16 protein-coding genes and 1 pseudogene are annotated in these 16,369 nt (G+C 59.9%); 6 read left to right on the top strand and 11 right to left on the bottom strand.

Going from position 1 to position 16,369, the window contains the following annotated elements; all coding sequences use genetic code 11:
* Position 1: 1 nt before the first annotated feature.
* From ACFVYC_RS15020 to ACFVYC_RS15010, 3 genes are all read right to left on the bottom strand, one after another.
* Complete coding sequence (locus ACFVYC_RS15020) at positions 2 to 1,222, bottom strand: HesA/MoeB/ThiF family protein (protein WP_387551523.1); 1,221 nt, start codon at positions 1,220 to 1,222, stop codon at positions 2 to 4.
* A gap of 209 nt (positions 1,223 to 1,431) precedes the next feature.
* A complete protein-coding gene (locus ACFVYC_RS15015) occupies positions 1,432 to 1,818 on the bottom strand; it encodes a hypothetical protein (protein WP_387551520.1) in 387 nt (128 codons plus the stop codon).
* A gap of 9 nt (positions 1,819 to 1,827) precedes the next feature.
* Positions 1,828 to 2,118 (bottom strand): multiubiquitin domain-containing protein, encoded by a 291-nt coding sequence (locus tag ACFVYC_RS15010; protein ID WP_387551517.1) that lies wholly within the window; start codon positions 2,116 to 2,118, stop codon positions 1,828 to 1,830.
* Between the two features lie 125 nt (positions 2,119 to 2,243).
* Here ACFVYC_RS15010 and ACFVYC_RS15005 point away from each other — a divergent pair, with 125 nt between their 5' ends.
* Complete coding sequence (locus ACFVYC_RS15005; protein WP_387551514.1) at positions 2,244 to 2,609, top strand: helix-turn-helix domain-containing protein; 366 nt, start codon at positions 2,244 to 2,246, stop codon at positions 2,607 to 2,609.
* A gap of 65 nt (positions 2,610 to 2,674) precedes the next feature.
* A complete protein-coding gene (locus ACFVYC_RS15000; protein WP_387551511.1) occupies positions 2,675 to 3,172 on the top strand; it encodes an ImmA/IrrE family metallo-endopeptidase in 498 nt (165 codons plus the stop codon).
* Between the two features lie 439 nt (positions 3,173 to 3,611).
* Here the strand turns inward: ACFVYC_RS15000 and ACFVYC_RS14995 are convergent, their stop codons facing one another.
* Positions 3,612 to 4,622 (bottom strand): LacI family DNA-binding transcriptional regulator, encoded by a 1,011-nt coding sequence (locus ACFVYC_RS14995; protein ID WP_387551508.1) that lies wholly within the window; start codon positions 4,620 to 4,622, stop codon positions 3,612 to 3,614.
* Between the two features lie 167 nt (positions 4,623 to 4,789).
* Here ACFVYC_RS14995 and ACFVYC_RS14990 point away from each other — a divergent pair, with 167 nt between their 5' ends.
* Positions 4,790 to 5,725, top strand: a complete 936-nt coding sequence (locus ACFVYC_RS14990) for a dihydrodipicolinate synthase family protein (RefSeq protein WP_387551505.1) — start codon at positions 4,790 to 4,792, stop codon at positions 5,723 to 5,725.
* A gap of 124 nt (positions 5,726 to 5,849) precedes the next feature.
* Positions 5,850 to 7,151 (top strand): Nramp family divalent metal transporter, encoded by a 1,302-nt coding sequence (locus ACFVYC_RS14985; protein ID WP_387551502.1) that lies wholly within the window; start codon positions 5,850 to 5,852, stop codon positions 7,149 to 7,151.
* Between the two features lie 720 nt (positions 7,152 to 7,871).
* Here the strand turns inward: ACFVYC_RS14985 and ACFVYC_RS14980 are convergent.
* A complete protein-coding gene (locus tag ACFVYC_RS14980) occupies positions 7,872 to 8,318 on the bottom strand; it encodes a MarR family winged helix-turn-helix transcriptional regulator (protein WP_387551583.1) in 447 nt (148 codons plus the stop codon).
* A 130-nt stretch (positions 8,319 to 8,448) separates the two neighbouring features.
* On the opposite strand from ACFVYC_RS14980, the gene ACFVYC_RS14975 reads away from it, so the two are divergent.
* Together ACFVYC_RS14975 and ACFVYC_RS14970 are read left to right on the top strand one after the other, a co-directional pair.
* Positions 8,449 to 9,240, top strand: coding sequence for an SDR family NAD(P)-dependent oxidoreductase (locus ACFVYC_RS14975; protein WP_387551499.1), 792 nt, complete (start codon positions 8,449 to 8,451; stop codon positions 9,238 to 9,240).
* Positions 9,241 to 10,857 carry an FAD-binding protein gene (locus tag ACFVYC_RS14970; RefSeq protein ID WP_387551496.1) on the top strand — a complete coding sequence of 539 codons (1,617 nt, stop codon included), beginning with the start codon at positions 9,241 to 9,243 and terminating at the stop codon, positions 10,855 to 10,857.
* A 330-nt stretch (positions 10,858 to 11,187) separates the two neighbouring features.
* Here ACFVYC_RS14970 and ACFVYC_RS14965 read toward each other — a convergent pair whose 3' ends face one another.
* From ACFVYC_RS14965 to ACFVYC_RS14940, 6 genes and pseudogenes are all read right to left on the bottom strand, one after another.
* Positions 11,188 to 11,853, bottom strand: a complete 666-nt coding sequence (locus tag ACFVYC_RS14965) for a response regulator (protein WP_387551493.1) — start codon at positions 11,851 to 11,853, stop codon at positions 11,188 to 11,190.
* Entirely contained in the window at positions 11,850 to 13,079 is a 1,230-nt protein-coding gene (locus ACFVYC_RS14960) for a sensor histidine kinase (RefSeq protein ID WP_387551491.1), read from the bottom strand. Before ACFVYC_RS14960 ends, ACFVYC_RS14965 begins: the two co-directional genes overlap by 4 nt.
* An 85-nt stretch (positions 13,080 to 13,164) precedes the next feature.
* Entirely contained in the window at positions 13,165 to 14,406 is a 1,242-nt protein-coding gene (locus ACFVYC_RS14955; protein ID WP_387551488.1) for an NAD(P)/FAD-dependent oxidoreductase, read from the bottom strand.
* On the bottom strand, positions 14,367 to 14,567 hold the full coding sequence (locus tag ACFVYC_RS14950) for a ferredoxin (protein WP_387551485.1): 201 nt from the start codon (positions 14,565 to 14,567) through the stop codon (positions 14,367 to 14,369). The genes ACFVYC_RS14955 and ACFVYC_RS14950 overlap by 40 nt, the downstream gene beginning before the upstream one ends.
* Positions 14,564 to 15,748, bottom strand: a complete 1,185-nt coding sequence (locus ACFVYC_RS14945) for a cytochrome P450 (RefSeq protein WP_387551483.1) — start codon at positions 15,746 to 15,748, stop codon at positions 14,564 to 14,566. The genes ACFVYC_RS14950 and ACFVYC_RS14945 overlap by 4 nt, the downstream gene beginning before the upstream one ends.
* A gap of 322 nt (positions 15,749 to 16,070) precedes the next feature.
* Positions 16,071 to 16,350, bottom strand: a pseudogene (locus ACFVYC_RS14940) (HAD hydrolase-like protein); the annotation flags it as partial.
* Positions 16,351 to 16,369: the final 19 nt, after the last annotated feature.

The following is a 16,369-nucleotide window of genomic DNA, read 5'->3' as shown; positions in this document are numbered from 1 at the left end:
ACTACTTTGTCGGCAGGCGTCCGAGGCTGCCTTTGCCGAACCTCGGGGGTCCACACACGAAGCAATCCGAGTCCTTTCGCGGAGTCTCGCTGGCCACATCAGATTCCTGGGGGAAAAACTTGTACCAAGTCGCTTCGTTCACATCCTGCAGGAGTCCGGTCACCGTCATCATATAGTCGTCAACAGCATGGGCGGCCGCAACGGCATTTAGGGTGATGACGCTGGGAGCGGTTATGTCTGCCTCATCCACATACCGCTGAAGCTGAAGCTGTTCCTTTGCCGTAGCTTCTTCTTGAAGCCGGGAAGCCGAGATCAAGCCATTGCACCACAAACAGCCGCTACCGGGCTCAGAGGAACGAACAACACTGAAGATGTTTGTGATGTTGCCTGTTGTGCCGTCAACGCTGACCTTGGCGCCGACTTGTGTCATCGGGATCAAATACTGATGAGAAACAGCACTGACGACGAGGCGCGCCTGCATGGAATCTGCGGCGAGAAATATGTAGTCGCAGTCGACGAGGCGTTGGGCGACGGCATCGTTCGTTACATCTCCAACGATTTGTTCGACCCGCACAGACTTGGAGGCTTGTCGCGCCACGCGTGCAGCAATGGCCACCTTGGGTGTGGCGAAGCGGTCTGCTAGTTTCTGCATCCAGCGTGGACGTGATTCATCGCCAAGCCACGTGTGGGCGTCTCGTCGAGTGCTACCCACGACGCGGGAAAGATTGGAGATAGCAATCTTTTCGGGGTCAATGAGGACGAGATGGCCAACGCCCAGGCGGGACAAGTACTCATTAATTAGTGAGCCGCCTCCGCCAAGACCGACTATGGCGACTTTCTGTCGCCCAATTACGTCCTGGCCCTTCTCTCCGAAAATTCGGACCTGACGATCGTGTCTTTGTGCCGCTCCACGCAGAGAAATGGGATGGGGCCTGAGCGTTTCTTGCGGGCGCCCAACGACACTGAGGTGGTCCAGTTCGATTCTTGTTCCGCCTGGCAGCCAGATGTCTCCGGCTGCAGCCTTTCTGGTCAGAACAAGGGCCCCCACCGCCGGTCCTCCCGTAATGTCCAGGAGGGCCGGATAGCCGCGCTCGTGTGAACGCATGTCTGAATCCGAGAATTCGACAGACTCCGTGCCGCCATGGCAATGAACTGCCACGTAGGCAAGGCCCTCGGCAGCACAATGATCAATCTGTTCTAGTACGAAGTCTGCCGTGATCATGCGGTATCCGCGCTTGCCCGGGACATAGTCAATCCCGTCCCGGGCTAATACGACATCCCTCACGAGGAGGCGAGTACCACGGTCGGTGGTTACGATCCCGCAGCGGAGGACCGCCCCATGCTCATCGGCGTCACCAGGAAAGAGGTGCCCGTGCAGCATTGCCCATTGGCTTCCGGTCATGCGAAGAGTCCAGCCAGAGGCTGCCTGTCCTAGTCCTTGTTCAGCCATTGCAGTACCTTCAGCAGCTTGAGGGTTGCCGTGTCCACGGCAGGGTTCAGACGGTTCGATCTGCGGGACAGTTGGACGACAGGGCGGTTTTCTGGGCAGTTCCACGAGGTCTGGGCAAAACCTTCGCCAAGGGCTTCTCCGTTGCGCCGGGTAAGGTCTGGTCGGACAAAATGGGGATATACGTCCGCCAGTGGATATTGAAAAGTGATGTGGAATCCCACCCATGTCTCATCCTGGTCATAGCCCACGAGTGGGACGGGATCGACTATGACAAAGGCCCCTTGCTGCCCGTCGTGGACTGCGGACACTTCCGCAGCTGGAAAGGTTCGACGAAGTTCATCGATCGCTTCTGATACTTCCGCATTCATTTACAAGTCCTAGGAGTTGTCATCGTCGGCGACAGCCCGGAACACAGAGTTCTTTGTCACGGTTACCGTGTCCGCGTCCCCAACGATGGACCACTTACCCGTGGCTTCCTGTAGGGAGAGCTGAAATCCGGGGTCTATGGATACACCCTGTTCAATTGCGGTGGCCTTAATCTGTGCCCCTGTTACACGTGGACCGAGTATGTGTACTTCCTGTCGGTTGACGGTGATGACAGTCTTGGGCTTGCCCTTGCCAGCGATGTCCTGTTCGCCACTGCGTTCTTCATTGTTGGTGATAGTCATGGCCACTCCTTTTAGTCAAAATATTTGCGTCGAATCCGAAGCACTGCATCTATTCTACCACATCGTTTCACTTTCGATGCAAGGGGCCAACTATGAGACAGTTGAAGCATGCAAAGGAGTAAGACGTGAAAACGCACATAAACGTGACGACTCTGTATGCGGCACTAGATGCTGCCCGGCAAGAGCGGGGATTGTCTTGGCGATCGCTCGCAAAGGAAGTTGGCGTCAGCCCATCGCTGTTGTCGCGCATGAGCAATGGCTTCAAGCCCGACGCGGACGGATTCGCCACTCTGGTTACTTGGCTCGGATTGGACGCTGACGACTTTTTCATCTCACCATCTGACGCACCAGAGGAGAAGCGTCCTGAACCCGAACTGCTAGTGCAACTGGCTCCCTTGCTACGAGCCCGAAGCGATCTAACGGAAGCGGATGTTCAATATCTTGAGGAAGTCATATCCGCTACCGTTCGGCGCGCACGGGCGGCCCGCTGAGCGTGAGGCGAGGTTTCAAAAAAGAAGCAACGGAACTTGCGTTAGAAGTCCGCGGTGAGCTGGGAATGACTCAGAAGGGGGCCTTCGACCCTTACCGGCTCGCCGAGCTATACGGGGTAACCATCGTACGTATGAGTGAGCTTGATCTGGCTGCAAAAAGCCATTTCTTAGATCAGCATCAAGCGGTGTTCTCGGGTGCACTAATCCCTGTTGGCACAGGTGCAGTGATTCTGGAAAATGATGCACATTCTTCGGCTCGGTCGCGAATGACGCTTAGCCACGAACTATCGCACCTCCTCCTTGAGCACCAGTTTTCAAACTCCCTCGTCGACGAAGACGGGTGCCGGAGTGCCAACAGTGACGATGAAGCTGAAGCAACTCACTTGGCTGGTGAACTGGTCCTTCCCTCCAGCGGCGCCCTGGACCTGGCGTGGAACAACGCCAGCGACGAGGAGGCCGCGGCCAGCTATCAGATCAGTGTCAGGGCGGCAGCCTGGCGCATGAATGCCTCCGGGGCGCGCCTGATCGTCAAGCGGGCAAGAGCACGACGAGGTTACTCGTAGTTGTTATTCCGCGGAACGCCTCAAAAGCCCCATGCTTCGTGGCCGCACTGACCTGAACCAGCGACTCCAAGCTGTCCATGGCTGGGGTCAATTCGGGTTTATCCACGGCTGGAATCGGGAGCCATTGGGGGAGCTCCCTCAGCAGCAGTAGCGGTGGATAACCCATCAGGATTGTCCCCGGCTGTGGGCAGCGGAACTATCGTCCAGACGGTCCCGGATAGTTGTGCAACATCCTGTTGCACAACAACTGCCAAAGCACCTGCCCACGCATGTCATCAGGGGTGCCGGCTGTCAGGTTTGAATCTGAGATTGTTCGCCGTGCATGTGCAACAACTGCCTTCCGGACCCTATTCTGACACTCTGTTCCCTACTCCCTGACGTCAGGTTGGGGTGTGCGCTAGCTTGACGTCAAAGCCCATTGCTCATGGGTTCCAGTGGACTAGTGCTTGGGTTTTCCACTGGATTGGCGGGGGATGAGGGTAGGCATGGACCGCCTGATGAGGGGTTCGGTACCGGGGTTGACGATGAGGTCGATGGCGGTGGCGGCGATTTGGTCCAAGGGAACGTGGACCGAGCTTAGGGGTGTGGGCAGCCGCGCCGAAAGGGGTGTGTCGTTGTACCCGACCAGAGCGAGGTCATCGGGGATGGTGATGCCGTTGCGATGAGCTGCAGCCATCACGCCCATTGCGATGTTGTCGTTGGCTGCGAAGATCGCTGTGGGGCGGTGGCCGGTGCCGAGGAGTGTCTCGCCGGCGGTGTAGCCGTTTTCGATGCCGTAGCCTGCGGCGATGAGCCATTTGTCGGGCGGGTGGATGCCGGCTTCTTTCATGGCTCTGCGGGCGCCGGCGAGACGGGCTTTCCCGGAGGATGTGAAGTCGGGGCCGGTGACGACGGCGATGTCGCGGTGGCCGAGGTCGATGAGGTGGCGCACGGCGAGGTAGCCGCCCACTTCGTCATCTCCGAGCGCGGATGGGCTGATGCCGTCGGTGCGCAGTACCAATGCGTGCGCTACCCGGCGTTCACGCAGGAGCCGGGGGAGTTTGTCATCGAGCCGGGCCGTTGCCAGGATCAATCCGTCTACGTTGCGGTCGAGCAGGGTTTCGGCTGCGCTGCGTTCCTCGTCAGGGTCATCTCCGCTGGTAGCGACCATGGCGAAGTAGCCGCGGGAGGAGGCAGCCTTTTCGAGTTCTTCGAACATCAGGGCCATGACGGTGTCACTCAAGCGGGGGACAAGGACGCCCAGGGTACGGGTCTCACCGCGGCGCAGGCTGGAGGCGAAAGAGTTCCTCCGGTACCCGAGCTGTTCAGCAATCTTTCGCACGTTCGCTGCGGCCGCTGACCGGGAAGTCGTGCGCTCATCCAGGGCGCGGCTGGCGGTCGAAATGCTCACGCCACTGGCCGCTGCAACATCCTTCAGCGTGACGACATTGCCTGCGGCGGCCGGGTCCATTGCGGTTCTCCTCTTCAGCAAGGGTGTGAGAGACACTCTAATCCTCCTGACTTGCAAACGTTCTCTTGACAGTGAGCTGCGACACGTGCAAAATTGAAAACGTTCCCGCAAACGTTCCCATCTTAGCGGGACTGCCGACCATCAATGAAGACAAGAGGTAGCTGTAAATGACACTCGATCTCCGCGGACTCAGCCCCGCACCTGTCACCCCGTTCACCGAAGATGGCGCTGTCGACTTCGCTGCGATCCAGCGTCTGGGTTCGTGGCTCGGATCGATTGAGGGCGTGAAGAGCCTCGTCGTCCTGGGGCACGCCGGCGAAGGCACGTTCCTTACCGAAGAGGAGCAGCTGGACGTTATCCGCGCTTTCGTGGCCTCGACCGAGGGGCGTGTGCCGGTCGTGGCGGGCATCACCAAGGAGGGCAACAAGACCGCTGCCCTCGAGGCCAAGAAGGCCGTCGAGGCCGGTGCGTCAGCTGGTCTCGTCTACCCCTCGCACGGGTGGCTGCGCTTCGGATACCAGGACGGCGCGCCGCAGTCGCGCTACCAGGAAATCTATGAAGAGTCCGGTCTGCCGCTGATCCTGTTCCAGTACCCCGACAACACCAAGGCGACCTACGACCTCGACACTCAGCTGGAGATCGCTGGCCAGGAGGGCGTGTTTGCCACAAAGAACGGTGTCCGGAACATGCGCCGGTGGTACACCGAGATCCCCGCGCTGCGCGCCGCGTACCCCGAGCTGCAGGTACTGTCCTGCCATGACGAGTACCTGCTGCCGACGATGTTCGATGTCGACGGTCTGCTCGTCGGTTACGGCAACATCGCCCCCGAACTCCTCGTCGAACTGATCGAAGCCGGCAAGGCACAGGACTACAAGCGTGCCCACGCCATCCACGAGCGGCTGCTCCCAGTGACCAAGAACGTCTACCACCGCGGCTCCCACATGGAAGGCACCGTCGCCTTGAAGTGGGGCCTCGTGAACCGCGGCATCCTGGACCACGCCACAGTCCGCACCCCGCTCCTGCCCCTGCCCGAGGGCGCCGATACCGAAATTGCGGAAGCCTTCGCCGCCGCAAACATCGGCAAGGTCACCGTCAGCGCCTGATCCCTTCTTCCCTGGATCCTCACGGGTGGCAGGCCACAGCCCGCCACCCGTGCCCTAACTTTTTACTCTCCGTCCCGGGCCAATGACGCCCCCAGCAGTGCCGCTGTATAAGGAGGACTCGCCAATGCGCGAGCAGCAGAATAAGACCATCACCCACCCCGGAACCAGGGAAGACCAGATGGCAACCCAGCAAGAACACCAGACCGAAGGCACCACGAAGAAGCACCGCACCTTCCTGGGCTACCTTGCCCTCATGGGCCCTGCCTTCGTCGTCGGAGCATGGCAGTTCGGCCCCGGAAACCTCACCACCGCCGTGCAGGCAGGAAGCCGGTTCGACTACACCCTCGTCTGGGTCATTGCAGTATCAACGATCCTCATGATCTTCTTTACCGACATGAGCGTCCGCCTGGGCATCGCCACCCCCGTCTCCCTGATCACCTCGATTAAGGAGCACCTCGGCAAATGGGTCGGCCTTCTCGCAGGATTCGGCGTCTTCGGCATCACCCTCATGTTCTCCGTCGGGAACGCAGTGGGCTCCGGGCTCGGCCTGTCCCTGATCTTCGGCGGCTCCCCGGTCCTCTGGACCGTGGTCTGCACCATCGCCGTCGGCATCGTCCTGGCCTTCAAAAACGTCTACGGCATCGTCGAAAAAGCACTCCTGGTCATCGTCGTCCTCATGGGTTTGGCCTTCATCGCCAGCACCGTTGTTGCCCAGCCCGACTGGTACCGGTCCATGGCAGGCATGGTTCCGAGCCTGCCCGCCGGAAGTGAGATCCTCATCGTGGCCCTCGTCGGCACCAACTTCTCCATCAACGCCGCCTTCTACACCTCCTACGGCATCAAAGAACACCGCCGCACCCGCGCCGACTACAAGGACATCACCCTCGTCGACACCATCCCCGGCATCGTCGCACCCGGCATCATGACCGCTCTCGTCATCATGGTCGCCGCCGCCGTACTCGGCAAGACGGGGGCCGAAGCAGGGACCATCAACGCCCTCGCCTCCGTCTTCACCCCGCTGGCCGGCCCCACCGGAGCCATGCTCTTCGCCCTTGGACTTTCCGGAGCCGCGTTTTCCTCCATGATCGCCAACGCCACCGCAGGCGGCACAATGCTCTCCGACGCCATCGGACGCGGCGCCAAGGCAGGGTCCCCCGCAGCGCGCATCTTCACCGCAGCGATCCTGGCCTTCGGCATGATCATCACCCTCTCATTCCAGTCCTCACCCGTCGGCCTGATCGTCATCGCCCAGTCCCTCACAGTCCTCATTGCACCCCTGCTCGGAGTCCTGATCGTCACCATGGCCAACAAAACCGCCGTCATGGGTGACCTCCGCAACAAGTGGTGGCAGAACCTCTTCGGAGCCATCGGCCTCATCGCCATCTTCGCCCTGTCCTTCCGGCTCATCAGCACCCTGATCGGCTAGCTGAACGCGGCACAAGCCACCCAAGTAATGCCCCCACCCTCGATGGTGGGGGCACCACTCATTGGAGGATCAAAAACGACCCGTTTAATCAATATCCTTAAGGGGTTTCGGTCGGCCGCCGGGGTTCCCTCAGACTGCGGCAGGTTTCTCTCTGAACGACCTGTCGCCCCGTGGCCCGGCTTCTAATTGGCCTGCGATAGAGGAGCTGGAGCCGTGCGAGTACTTCAGGAGAACGGCCCCTACCCATCCTCCGGCCCCAGTTGTGTCCCGGCCACGAATTACACGTCCATCGTGGAGCTCCCCTGCAGTTCCAGGATGGCAAGTTCGTTGCTGCCTCCCCGTAGAAGCGGCCCGGGGACGTAAGGGTGCGCTGGGGGCCTCGACTCCAGTAGCGGCCGAGTTTGGACTGACTAGCGGCATCCGTCAGGTTGGGGTGCGCCCCAACCTGACGAATAGCGTCTTCAGGTGGTTTCGAATAGTTCGTAATCGAATATGCACGCTTAACCAATAATGGCCGCTTCCGCTGCTGCACACCGGCAGCGCATCACGGGAGCGGTCTACTCCATTCTGGCGTGACGCAGATCCTGACAGACGGTTTCCCGGCTAATTCCGTAGACACGGGCAAATAAGGCCAGTTCTTGGGTAGTGCAACGGACGATGGGTGCCGCGTCACTGCTCGCCCGATGATGTGTGATTCACCGTCCATGGGTACGGAGGTAGTCAATGCTCCTGCTTTGCAACCTCGTCAGCGAATCGGACGAGCATCGCCGAGAACATCATGCTTTCACCGGGTGGCCAGGCACTCAGGAGGTCTGTAAATAGCCGCTCACCCTCCCTATTCAAGCGCTCGGCGGCATTTGTTCCGAGTTCCGTCAGCGAGACGAGAGACGCTCGGGCATCGTACGGGTCCGCTATGCGTCGGGCATACCCACGAGCAGCGAGGCGGTCCACCATCCTGCTGACGTTGCCAGCGGACACGTTGAGGGCACGCGCGCACACACTGGGCCGGACTGGCCCTAGGCGGGCGAGCATGAAAAGCGCCGGAACGTCCCGCGATTCCGTGTCCACTCCGGCACGTCTCGCCAGAACGCCCTGGAAGTCGTCCGAAGTCCAGTACCCCACGAGGCGGACGAGAGCAGCCACGGCGGACGATTCGATCTCCTTCATGCGGTCCACGACGGGAGAATCCGGGTCGTTTTCGTCTATCCGTCGCGCCACAACATTACCTTTTCCTTGCGAAATACTTTCCACCGTCAAGTATAGTGGCCGAACAAACCCCAGCTGTGAGGAATGAAACATGCAGATCCGAGACAAGGTATTCGTCGTCACAGGCGGCGGCAATGGCATGGGCCGGCAGGTCGCCCTTGAACTGATGAGACGGGGCGCTCACGTTGCAGCGGTTGACCTGAACAAAGTCGGCTTGGCCGAAACCCAGCAACTGGCGCAGGGCGCCAAGGGACTTTTGACGGTGCACGTCGTGAACGTCACCGACCGGGCTGCCGTTGCAGAACTCAGAGATGAGGTCCTGAGCCAGCACACCCATGTCGACGGTGTCGTGAATATTGCAGGCATCATTCACGCTTTCGCTGAGTTCGAGGAACTTCCTGCAGAAGTGATGGAACGGGTTATCAATGTCAACTTCTGGGGCACGGTCAACGTGTGCCGCGAGTTCCTTCCAGTGCTGAAATCCCGGCCTGCGTCTGCTCTCGTGAACATGTCGAGCCTATCGGCACTCATTCCGTTCGCGGGTCAGGCTTTCTACGGCGCGAGCAAGGGTGCGGTGAAGCAGTTCAGTGAGGGTCTGTACGCAGAGGCGCTTGGTTCAACTCTTGCCGTCTCGACAATTTTTCCGGGAAACATCTCCACGAACCTCACGGGTAACTCCGGCGTCGCGATGATCGATGCCAAAGGTAAGAAGGTTCGATCGACTACTCCGGAGGATGCCGGGCGGGCGATTGTCGAGGGCATAGTGAAGGGCAAGTTCCGCATCCTGGTCGGGCGCGACGCCTTACTCCTCGATCGCCTCGTGCGGTTGGCCCCCCGCTGGGCTACGGGCATGGTGGCCAAGCAGATGAAATCTGTGCTCTAGATGTCGACTACGGCGAAGGGCTCGACGCCCGCGGCCAGTGCGGCCGGCTACGACGTCATCATTGTAGGTTTCGGTGCTGCTGGAGTTTCGGCCGCAATCGAGGCGGCCGAAGCGGGTGCTCATGTGCTCGTGCTGGACCGCGGTTTCGGTGGTGGCGCGACCGCGTTATCGGGTGGCATTGTCTATGCCGGGGGTGGCACGAGAGTTCAGGCGGCTGCAGCCGTTGATGACGACCCGGAGAACATGTTTCAGTACCTCCGACAAGAGGTACGCGGAGCCGTGAGCGACGAGACGCTGCGCACTTTCTGTGAATCGAGCTCGGTGATGATCGACTGGCTTGAGCGGCAAGGGGCTTCGTTCGAAGGCAGTCTCGCTCCATACAAGACCTCGTACCCGACCGACCGCCACTACCTCTACTACTCCGGCAATGAGAAGGCATACCCCTATAACGAGTACGCCCGCCCGGCTCCTCGGGGCCACCGACAGGTGGCCAAGGGGCTCGATTCAGGCAAAGTACTGTTCAGTCGGCTGCGCAAACAAGCGCTGAGTCTGGGCGTGGAGTTTCTGCCGCACAGCAAAGTCGATGAACTCATCACCGAGGGCGGGACAGTAACGGGCGTTCGCTACCGCACCGCCGACGTGGCTGACCTAGGTGCGCACTACCCGCGTCGAAGCGCCCTCGCGTCAAAGCTCGGCAACTGGGCGCCGGCCATCGGGGCGCGGCTGGCGGCGAAACTCGACAGCGAGTGGGCCGCTGTGGCGCAGGTCCGGGAGGCGCGTGCTGGCAGCGTCATACTCGCCGGCGGTGGCTTTGTACGGAATAGCACGTGGATGGCGCGCTGGGCGGGCCCTTACTCCGACATCTCCCCTCTCGGCACCGCCGGTGATGACGGCGGCGCCATCTCCTTGGGAATCTCGGCGGGCGGTGCGACTGCCTACATGGACCGGATGACTGCCTGGAGGTTCATCACGCCCACCAGCGCCATGACTGAGGGGATCATCGTCGACGGCGACGGTCAGCGCATAACTAATGAAGACCTCTACGGGGCGACGTTCGCAGATCACATGGTGCGTGACCATGGCGCCGTCGGCCATTTGGTAATGGATGCTCGGCAGTGGCGAAAAGCCCGACGCCAGATTCGGACTCAGGCTAACACCTTCCAGCTTCTGCAACTGGCCTACCTGTACACGATCGGGCATCGCAAAGGACGCGACCTGGCGGAGCTGGCAACGAAGATCGGCGTGCCGGCTTCAGCCTTGGAATTAACGATCACCGCCTACAACGCCGGGATCCTCTCAGGCAGCGGAGACCCTGCCCACAAGGCGCCTGAGCTATCCACAACGATCCTGTCAGGGCCGTACTTTGCCATCGACGTGTCGGTGAACAACTCACCGTTCTATCCGGCACCAGGCCTCACACTGGGCGGTCTCAGGGTGGACGAGCAGACTGGAAACGTGCTCGACACGGAAGGAGCGCGGATCGAGGGGTTGTACGCCGCGGGCCGGAGCGCCGTAGGAATCTGTGCTGTTGGCTATATCAGCGGACTATCGATCGCTGACTGCATCTTCTCGGGTCGGCGTGCCGGGCGGACTGCTGCCAGGATCGCAGCCGGTTGACGCCTCAGCTGATTGCTTAGCCGATGGCCCGCCCATGGTGGTGGAGGCCCGGATGGCGGAAAACGCGGAACGTTAACCGTGCGAGATCGGTTTGTAGAAAAGCGCATCGTCCAAGCACTTGGTCCGAATCCTGAAGCAAGGGCATGGAGGAGCCGGTCATCACAAACTTTGTCTTGTCGCTCTATGGTGCGTGCTCCTTCGTGCGAAAAGTGGTGACGTGGTGAACGCTGCAACGGTTTGGTCTGGACATCCCGGAGATGCACGCTAGACCAGGAAGCCAGGGGGCTCACCCGGAGTGTAATACGGCCGCCGAAATTTCTGTTGGAGCGGTTATTCCTGCTCGGCAAGTCCTGCCCGAAAGATGAGGATCACAAGCTGTGCGCGGTCGCGGGCACCTGTCTTGGTCATTGCCCGGTTAAGGTGGGTCTTCACTGTGTGCGGAGAGATGAACAGCTTTGTGGCGATTTGGTCGTTGGTTAGACCGGCAGCAGCCTCTACCGCTACTGCCCGTTCCCGGGAGGTCAACCTTGAAACGGCCTCGACCGCAACGCTGTCATATTGCTGTTCTGGAGGACTCGAAACGTGGGAGACCAAAGTGCTCGCGGCGGCCGCGGAGAGCGATGCATGACCTGCTGCTATGGCTTCAACAGCCTTGATCAAATCTGTTGGTCCCAAGTTCTTTCCCAGAAACCCCTGCGCCCCTGCCTTTATTGCGCGAATGACATTCTGGTCGTCCTCGAAAGTAGTGAGGACCAGGATTTTCACAGCGTCCAACTGATGATTGGCTCGAATTCTGCGGACCGCTTCGACTCCGTCGACACCGGGCATCCGGATGTCCATAAGTACTACATCTGGGCGGGTACTGCTTATGACGGCTACGGCCTGCAAGCCATCGGCGGCTTCGCCCACAACAGCAAAGTAGTTCCTCGTCTTCAAGATGCCGCGAAGACCAAGCCTGATCATTTCTTGGTCATCGACGATGACGACGCGGATCACGAGTTTGCCTTGAGAGGCAATGTTGTCTCAACGGTGAAGGTTGTTGATGCCGGCGTCACGCGGAGTCGGCCGTTCGCCGATGCCGCCCGTTCATGCATGCCCACTAGGCCGAACCCAGTGCGGGCTTCGTCGCCCCACTTGTCCCCGGAAGCTTCCGCTGACTCTTCGCGACGGTCGTTATGGATTTTCAGGATGATGTCCGTGTCCGTAGTTTCGAGATCTAACCTGGCGGTGCCCGTCCCATGTTTGTGGGCATTGGTTAGAGCCTCTTGGATAATTCTGTAGAGCGCCAAATTCACCGCCACTGGGAGGCTGGACGGCAGACGGGACAGTAGTCCTTCTTGATGCTCGACACGCAGGCCCAGGGAGCGGAAGGTGTCTAGGAGCCGAGGAATGTCAGCGGCGCCCGGGATGGGAATGTTCTCGTCCGATTGCAATTTGGGTTCAGAATCCCCTGAGCGCAGCACGTGCAGAATAGCCTGCAGCTCGCGCAGCACTTCAGTGCTAGCTGTTCTGATGTGGCCCAGGGACTCTATGGCGCTTCCCTCATCGTGGGAAATGTTTGCCTCTGCGGATCCGGCGTGGACGTTGATCGCAGCAATATGGTGTGCCATAACGTCGTGGAGTTCACGTGCAATCCTCATCCGTTCTTCCGCTACTCGCCGGGCAACGATAGCCTCGCGCGTTTTGAGAAGGCCCTTTGATTGCTCTTCGAGGGCCTGTACGTATTGGCGCTGGGCGTGGACCGCTGACCCCATCCCTCCGGCTGCCGTTGTCCAGGCCACCAAAGCGAGTGTCATCGGATCAAGCAGGGAAAGGTGCGATAGCGCCAGTGATTCTGTGACCAGTACCAAACCAACACATACGGTGGCCACTACCGCCTGGGCCCGTGGTCTGAGGATGGCAAAGGACATAAGACAAACCTGCAGCACGCACAAGGCCGGCAGGGCCAGTCCCTCGTTTAGGGAAAGTACCACCGCTAAGACAGCGGCCAGCATCAGCGCTACCTCGGGTAAGTGCCTTCTCAGGGCAGCCGGCACCAACGTGGCGAGCAGCAAAGCCAGAGCGGGTACATCGGAGAAACCCGATCGAATGTATTCCGCGCCGTGCGCCGCCACCACTGCCACCACAACAATGTCCAAAAAACGCTGCCACAAATCAGGTGATCGGGCAGTCTTCTCCTTGGCCGTTTTGGGGAAATCGGCCCAGCGAAATATATCCAGCACCTCCAGTAGTCCTTACAACGCTGGCAGTGCCAGTGGTGGGGTGGCTAACCCCAAACGATACGCAGGTCCGAGTGGCTTGAATACTTCAGAGCGCATCAAGGGCATCCGACCAGCTGGCTTTGTTGATGATAAGTTCACGCCATCTCCTCAGAGCCTTCACGGATCGAGCTGCCACGACACCGGTCACACGGTTGTCCCGACGGAATAATGCCACAAATTTTCCCTCGGCGATCGATCCTTCCGTCAAGAGCACTTCGTCGTGGTTGCGGAGCCAACCGTAGCTTTGCAGCTTGAGATCGTATTGGTCCGACCAAAAGTAGGGGACGGGTGCGTAGTCTGCTCTGGTTCCGGCGAGGATTTGTTCGGCGACATGAATTCCTTGGTCTACAGCGTTCGTGCGATGCTCCACCCGCATACGAAGGTTGAATAGGCGGTTGCGCCAGCGGGCTACGTCCCCGGCGGCATGTATCCCAGGAGCGGCCAAGGAGTCAGGAGCGCACTCTATGCCGTCACCGATCTCCAGGCCGCTGTTATCCAACCAACGGACCGCCGGCGCTGATCCTATCGCGACGACGACGACAGCAGCCTGCAGCTTCTCGCCGTTTTTAAGTGCCACGCCGGTTACCTTGGAGCCATCCGAAGTTATGACGCATCCGGCTGCCTGACGCGTCCTGATGGTCACCCCGTGGCTCTCGTGCAACGCTGCAACTTCTGCTCCGAGCTCGGGCCCAAGAGCCCCGGCAAGTGGAGCGGAGGCGTTGCTCAGGAGGGTGACCTGCACGCCGGCATTGGCCGCGACAGCCGCAATCTCTGTTCCCAGGAACCCCGCACCAATGACGATCACGCGGGTACCTGATTCGAGCTCCGTTTGAAGGGTTTGTGCGTCCTCAAGAGTCCGAAGCGTGTGGACTCCCCGTACCTTCGGTGTTCCAGGCAGCATCCTCGGGGTAACTCCAGTCGCCACGACGAGATGATCGTAGGCAACTTCATCCCCTGTTGCCAGGGCTACTTTTCTGTCGGCCGTGTTCAGGCCTACCGCCGGTGTGCCGAGTCTGGTCATGACATCAAGGTCCGCGAGGTGGGCCGGCGGACGGAGCATAACTTTGTCCTGGTCCCACTCCCCGGAAAGGAATTGTTTGGAGAGTGGAGGCCGGTCATACGGGAGATGTGGTTCGGCGCCGATTAATGTCAGCTTGTTTTCATAGCCGCCCCGCCGCAGAGCTTCTGCAGCGCTTAGACCGGCTGCTGAAGCCCCGACGACCACAACATGCTCGGGGGTTTTTGCTTTCACTGCTTTTCGGTCAGCCGGATGACCGATGCAGGGCATCGGGCGGCTGCGTCACGAACCGCGGCCTCCTGCGATGGAGGAAGGGTTTCGTTTAAAACAATGATCACGCCATCATCGTCGTTTTGGTCGAAAACTGTGGGCGCCGCCAGAACGCAAACCCCGGCACCTACGCACTTGTCGATGTCGATCTCGATTTTCATGCCACAACCTCGTCCCAATCAATCATTAGCTGGTGGATTCCGTAGACAAGCATGTCGTTCTTGAACGGCATACTTTCAACGTCGGTGACAACCCGCAGGCCCTTAACCCTGCGCAGAAGCTCGGGCAAGGCAATTTTCAGCTCCAGACGCGCCAGGTGCTGTCCCAGACACTGGTGAGGGCCGTAGCCGAAACCCACATGGGCGGAGGAGCGGGCAAGGTCCAGGCTGTCGGCGGCATCAAGGAAGCGGGGGTCCCGGTTCGCTGATTCCAGCACAACGGCTACATGTTCCCCGGCTCGGACGAGTTGATTACCTACCTGCACGTCTGTGGTTGCCTTCCGAAGAACGCCATTGTGAACAATGCTCAGATACCGGATCAGTTCGTCCACGCCGGTGTCCATGATGGAAGGGTCGGCCACAATCATGGCGGCCTGTTCGGGATTTTGGAGCAAAGCGTACGTACCGAGCGTGATCATGTTCGCTGTGGTGTCGTGGCCCGCTGCGAGCAGGAGCAGGGAAAGTCCCATCAGCTCCTCAAAAGTCAGCGGTTGCTCTGTCGGTTCCTGAATAAGGCGGCTGAGCAGGTCATCGTCTGGCTGTTCATACTTCGAGGCGACAAGCTTGGCGAAGAATCCGGCACTGTTGGCCGCCGCTTGCTGCCGCACCTCCAGAGGGAGGGTGAGGTCAACCTGCGCCGCCGTGGCCTTTTCGAATTCCTCGCGGTCTTCCTCCGCAACCCCAAGAACCTCGCTGATTACTAAAGCCGGAATGGGCAGCCCGAATTCCCTGTAAAGATCTATGGGACCCTGCTTTGTCGCCAAGCGATCGATGTGTTCGGCGACAAGCTGCCGGATGAAGGGCTCAAGCCGGGCAACGCGTTTCACCATGAATTCACGGGCCAGGCGAAGCCGGAGCCGCGTGTGTTCATCACCGTCATACCGCAAAAGAACCCCCGGAGGAGGTGTACCGCCAAGAGCATCCGGATCGCCCATGAGATGAGACGAGCTTGCATCAACACTGCTGAAGTTAGTGTTGTCGCCAAGAACCCGTCGGGCATCCTCGTATCCACTTACAAGCCAAACATCGAACCCTGCAGGTGCGCTTACACGCATGACAGGATCGGTTCCGCGCAGCTCCGCATAGATCGGGTCAGGGTCAAACGGGCACCTGTTCTGCGGCAAAACCCCTACAGGGGAAGCCGGCGCTGGGGAGTCAGCAGCTTGCATAGGATTTTTCCTTAGATAGGTCGGGGTAACCCGGGGCGATCACTTTATTGAGTGTGCATGAGTGTTTCGGCAAGGGCATCGTGCGGGCGCAGTACTGCTACATACCGCGTCTGGTGTATGTGGTGAGCCAGCACCACCAGCTCGGAGCGTGCAGGAAGTCATCGAGCCCGACCGACCCTGGCTCGCAGCGATCGCTTTGACCTGCTGGGGGACAGCCTCGAAATACCTTTCGCGGTGAAGGGAAAATCGTGACCGGATCAGATCTGTTCGATGAGCCGGCGACGGACCTAAGGACCTGGTTGAGTCGGAACGGGTAGGAGGAGGTCTTGGCGCTGGGTGATGCCGGTCAGCACCAGGACGGTGTGCAGGCCGGCCTCCATCCCCCGCGATGACGTCCGTGTCCATGCGGTCTCCGATAGTTGCGGTGGTCTCGGGGTGAGCGTCGATCATGTTCATGGCGGACCGGAACATCATCGGATTCGTATACGCCCGCTGGCCTTCGTGATTAGGGTATGGCCCCGGTGGTGGGCTACTGCCGTTCGCTGCGGTAGGGGCCCTGGGGGTTATGCCTAACCC

The sequence above is a fragment of the Pseudarthrobacter sp. NPDC058329 genome (genome assembly GCF_042879835.1).
GTDB lineage: Bacteria > Actinomycetota > Actinomycetes > Actinomycetales > Micrococcaceae > Arthrobacter.
Note: the sequence above shows the minus strand (reverse complement) of the source record. Positions and strands in the feature narration are given on the sequence as shown.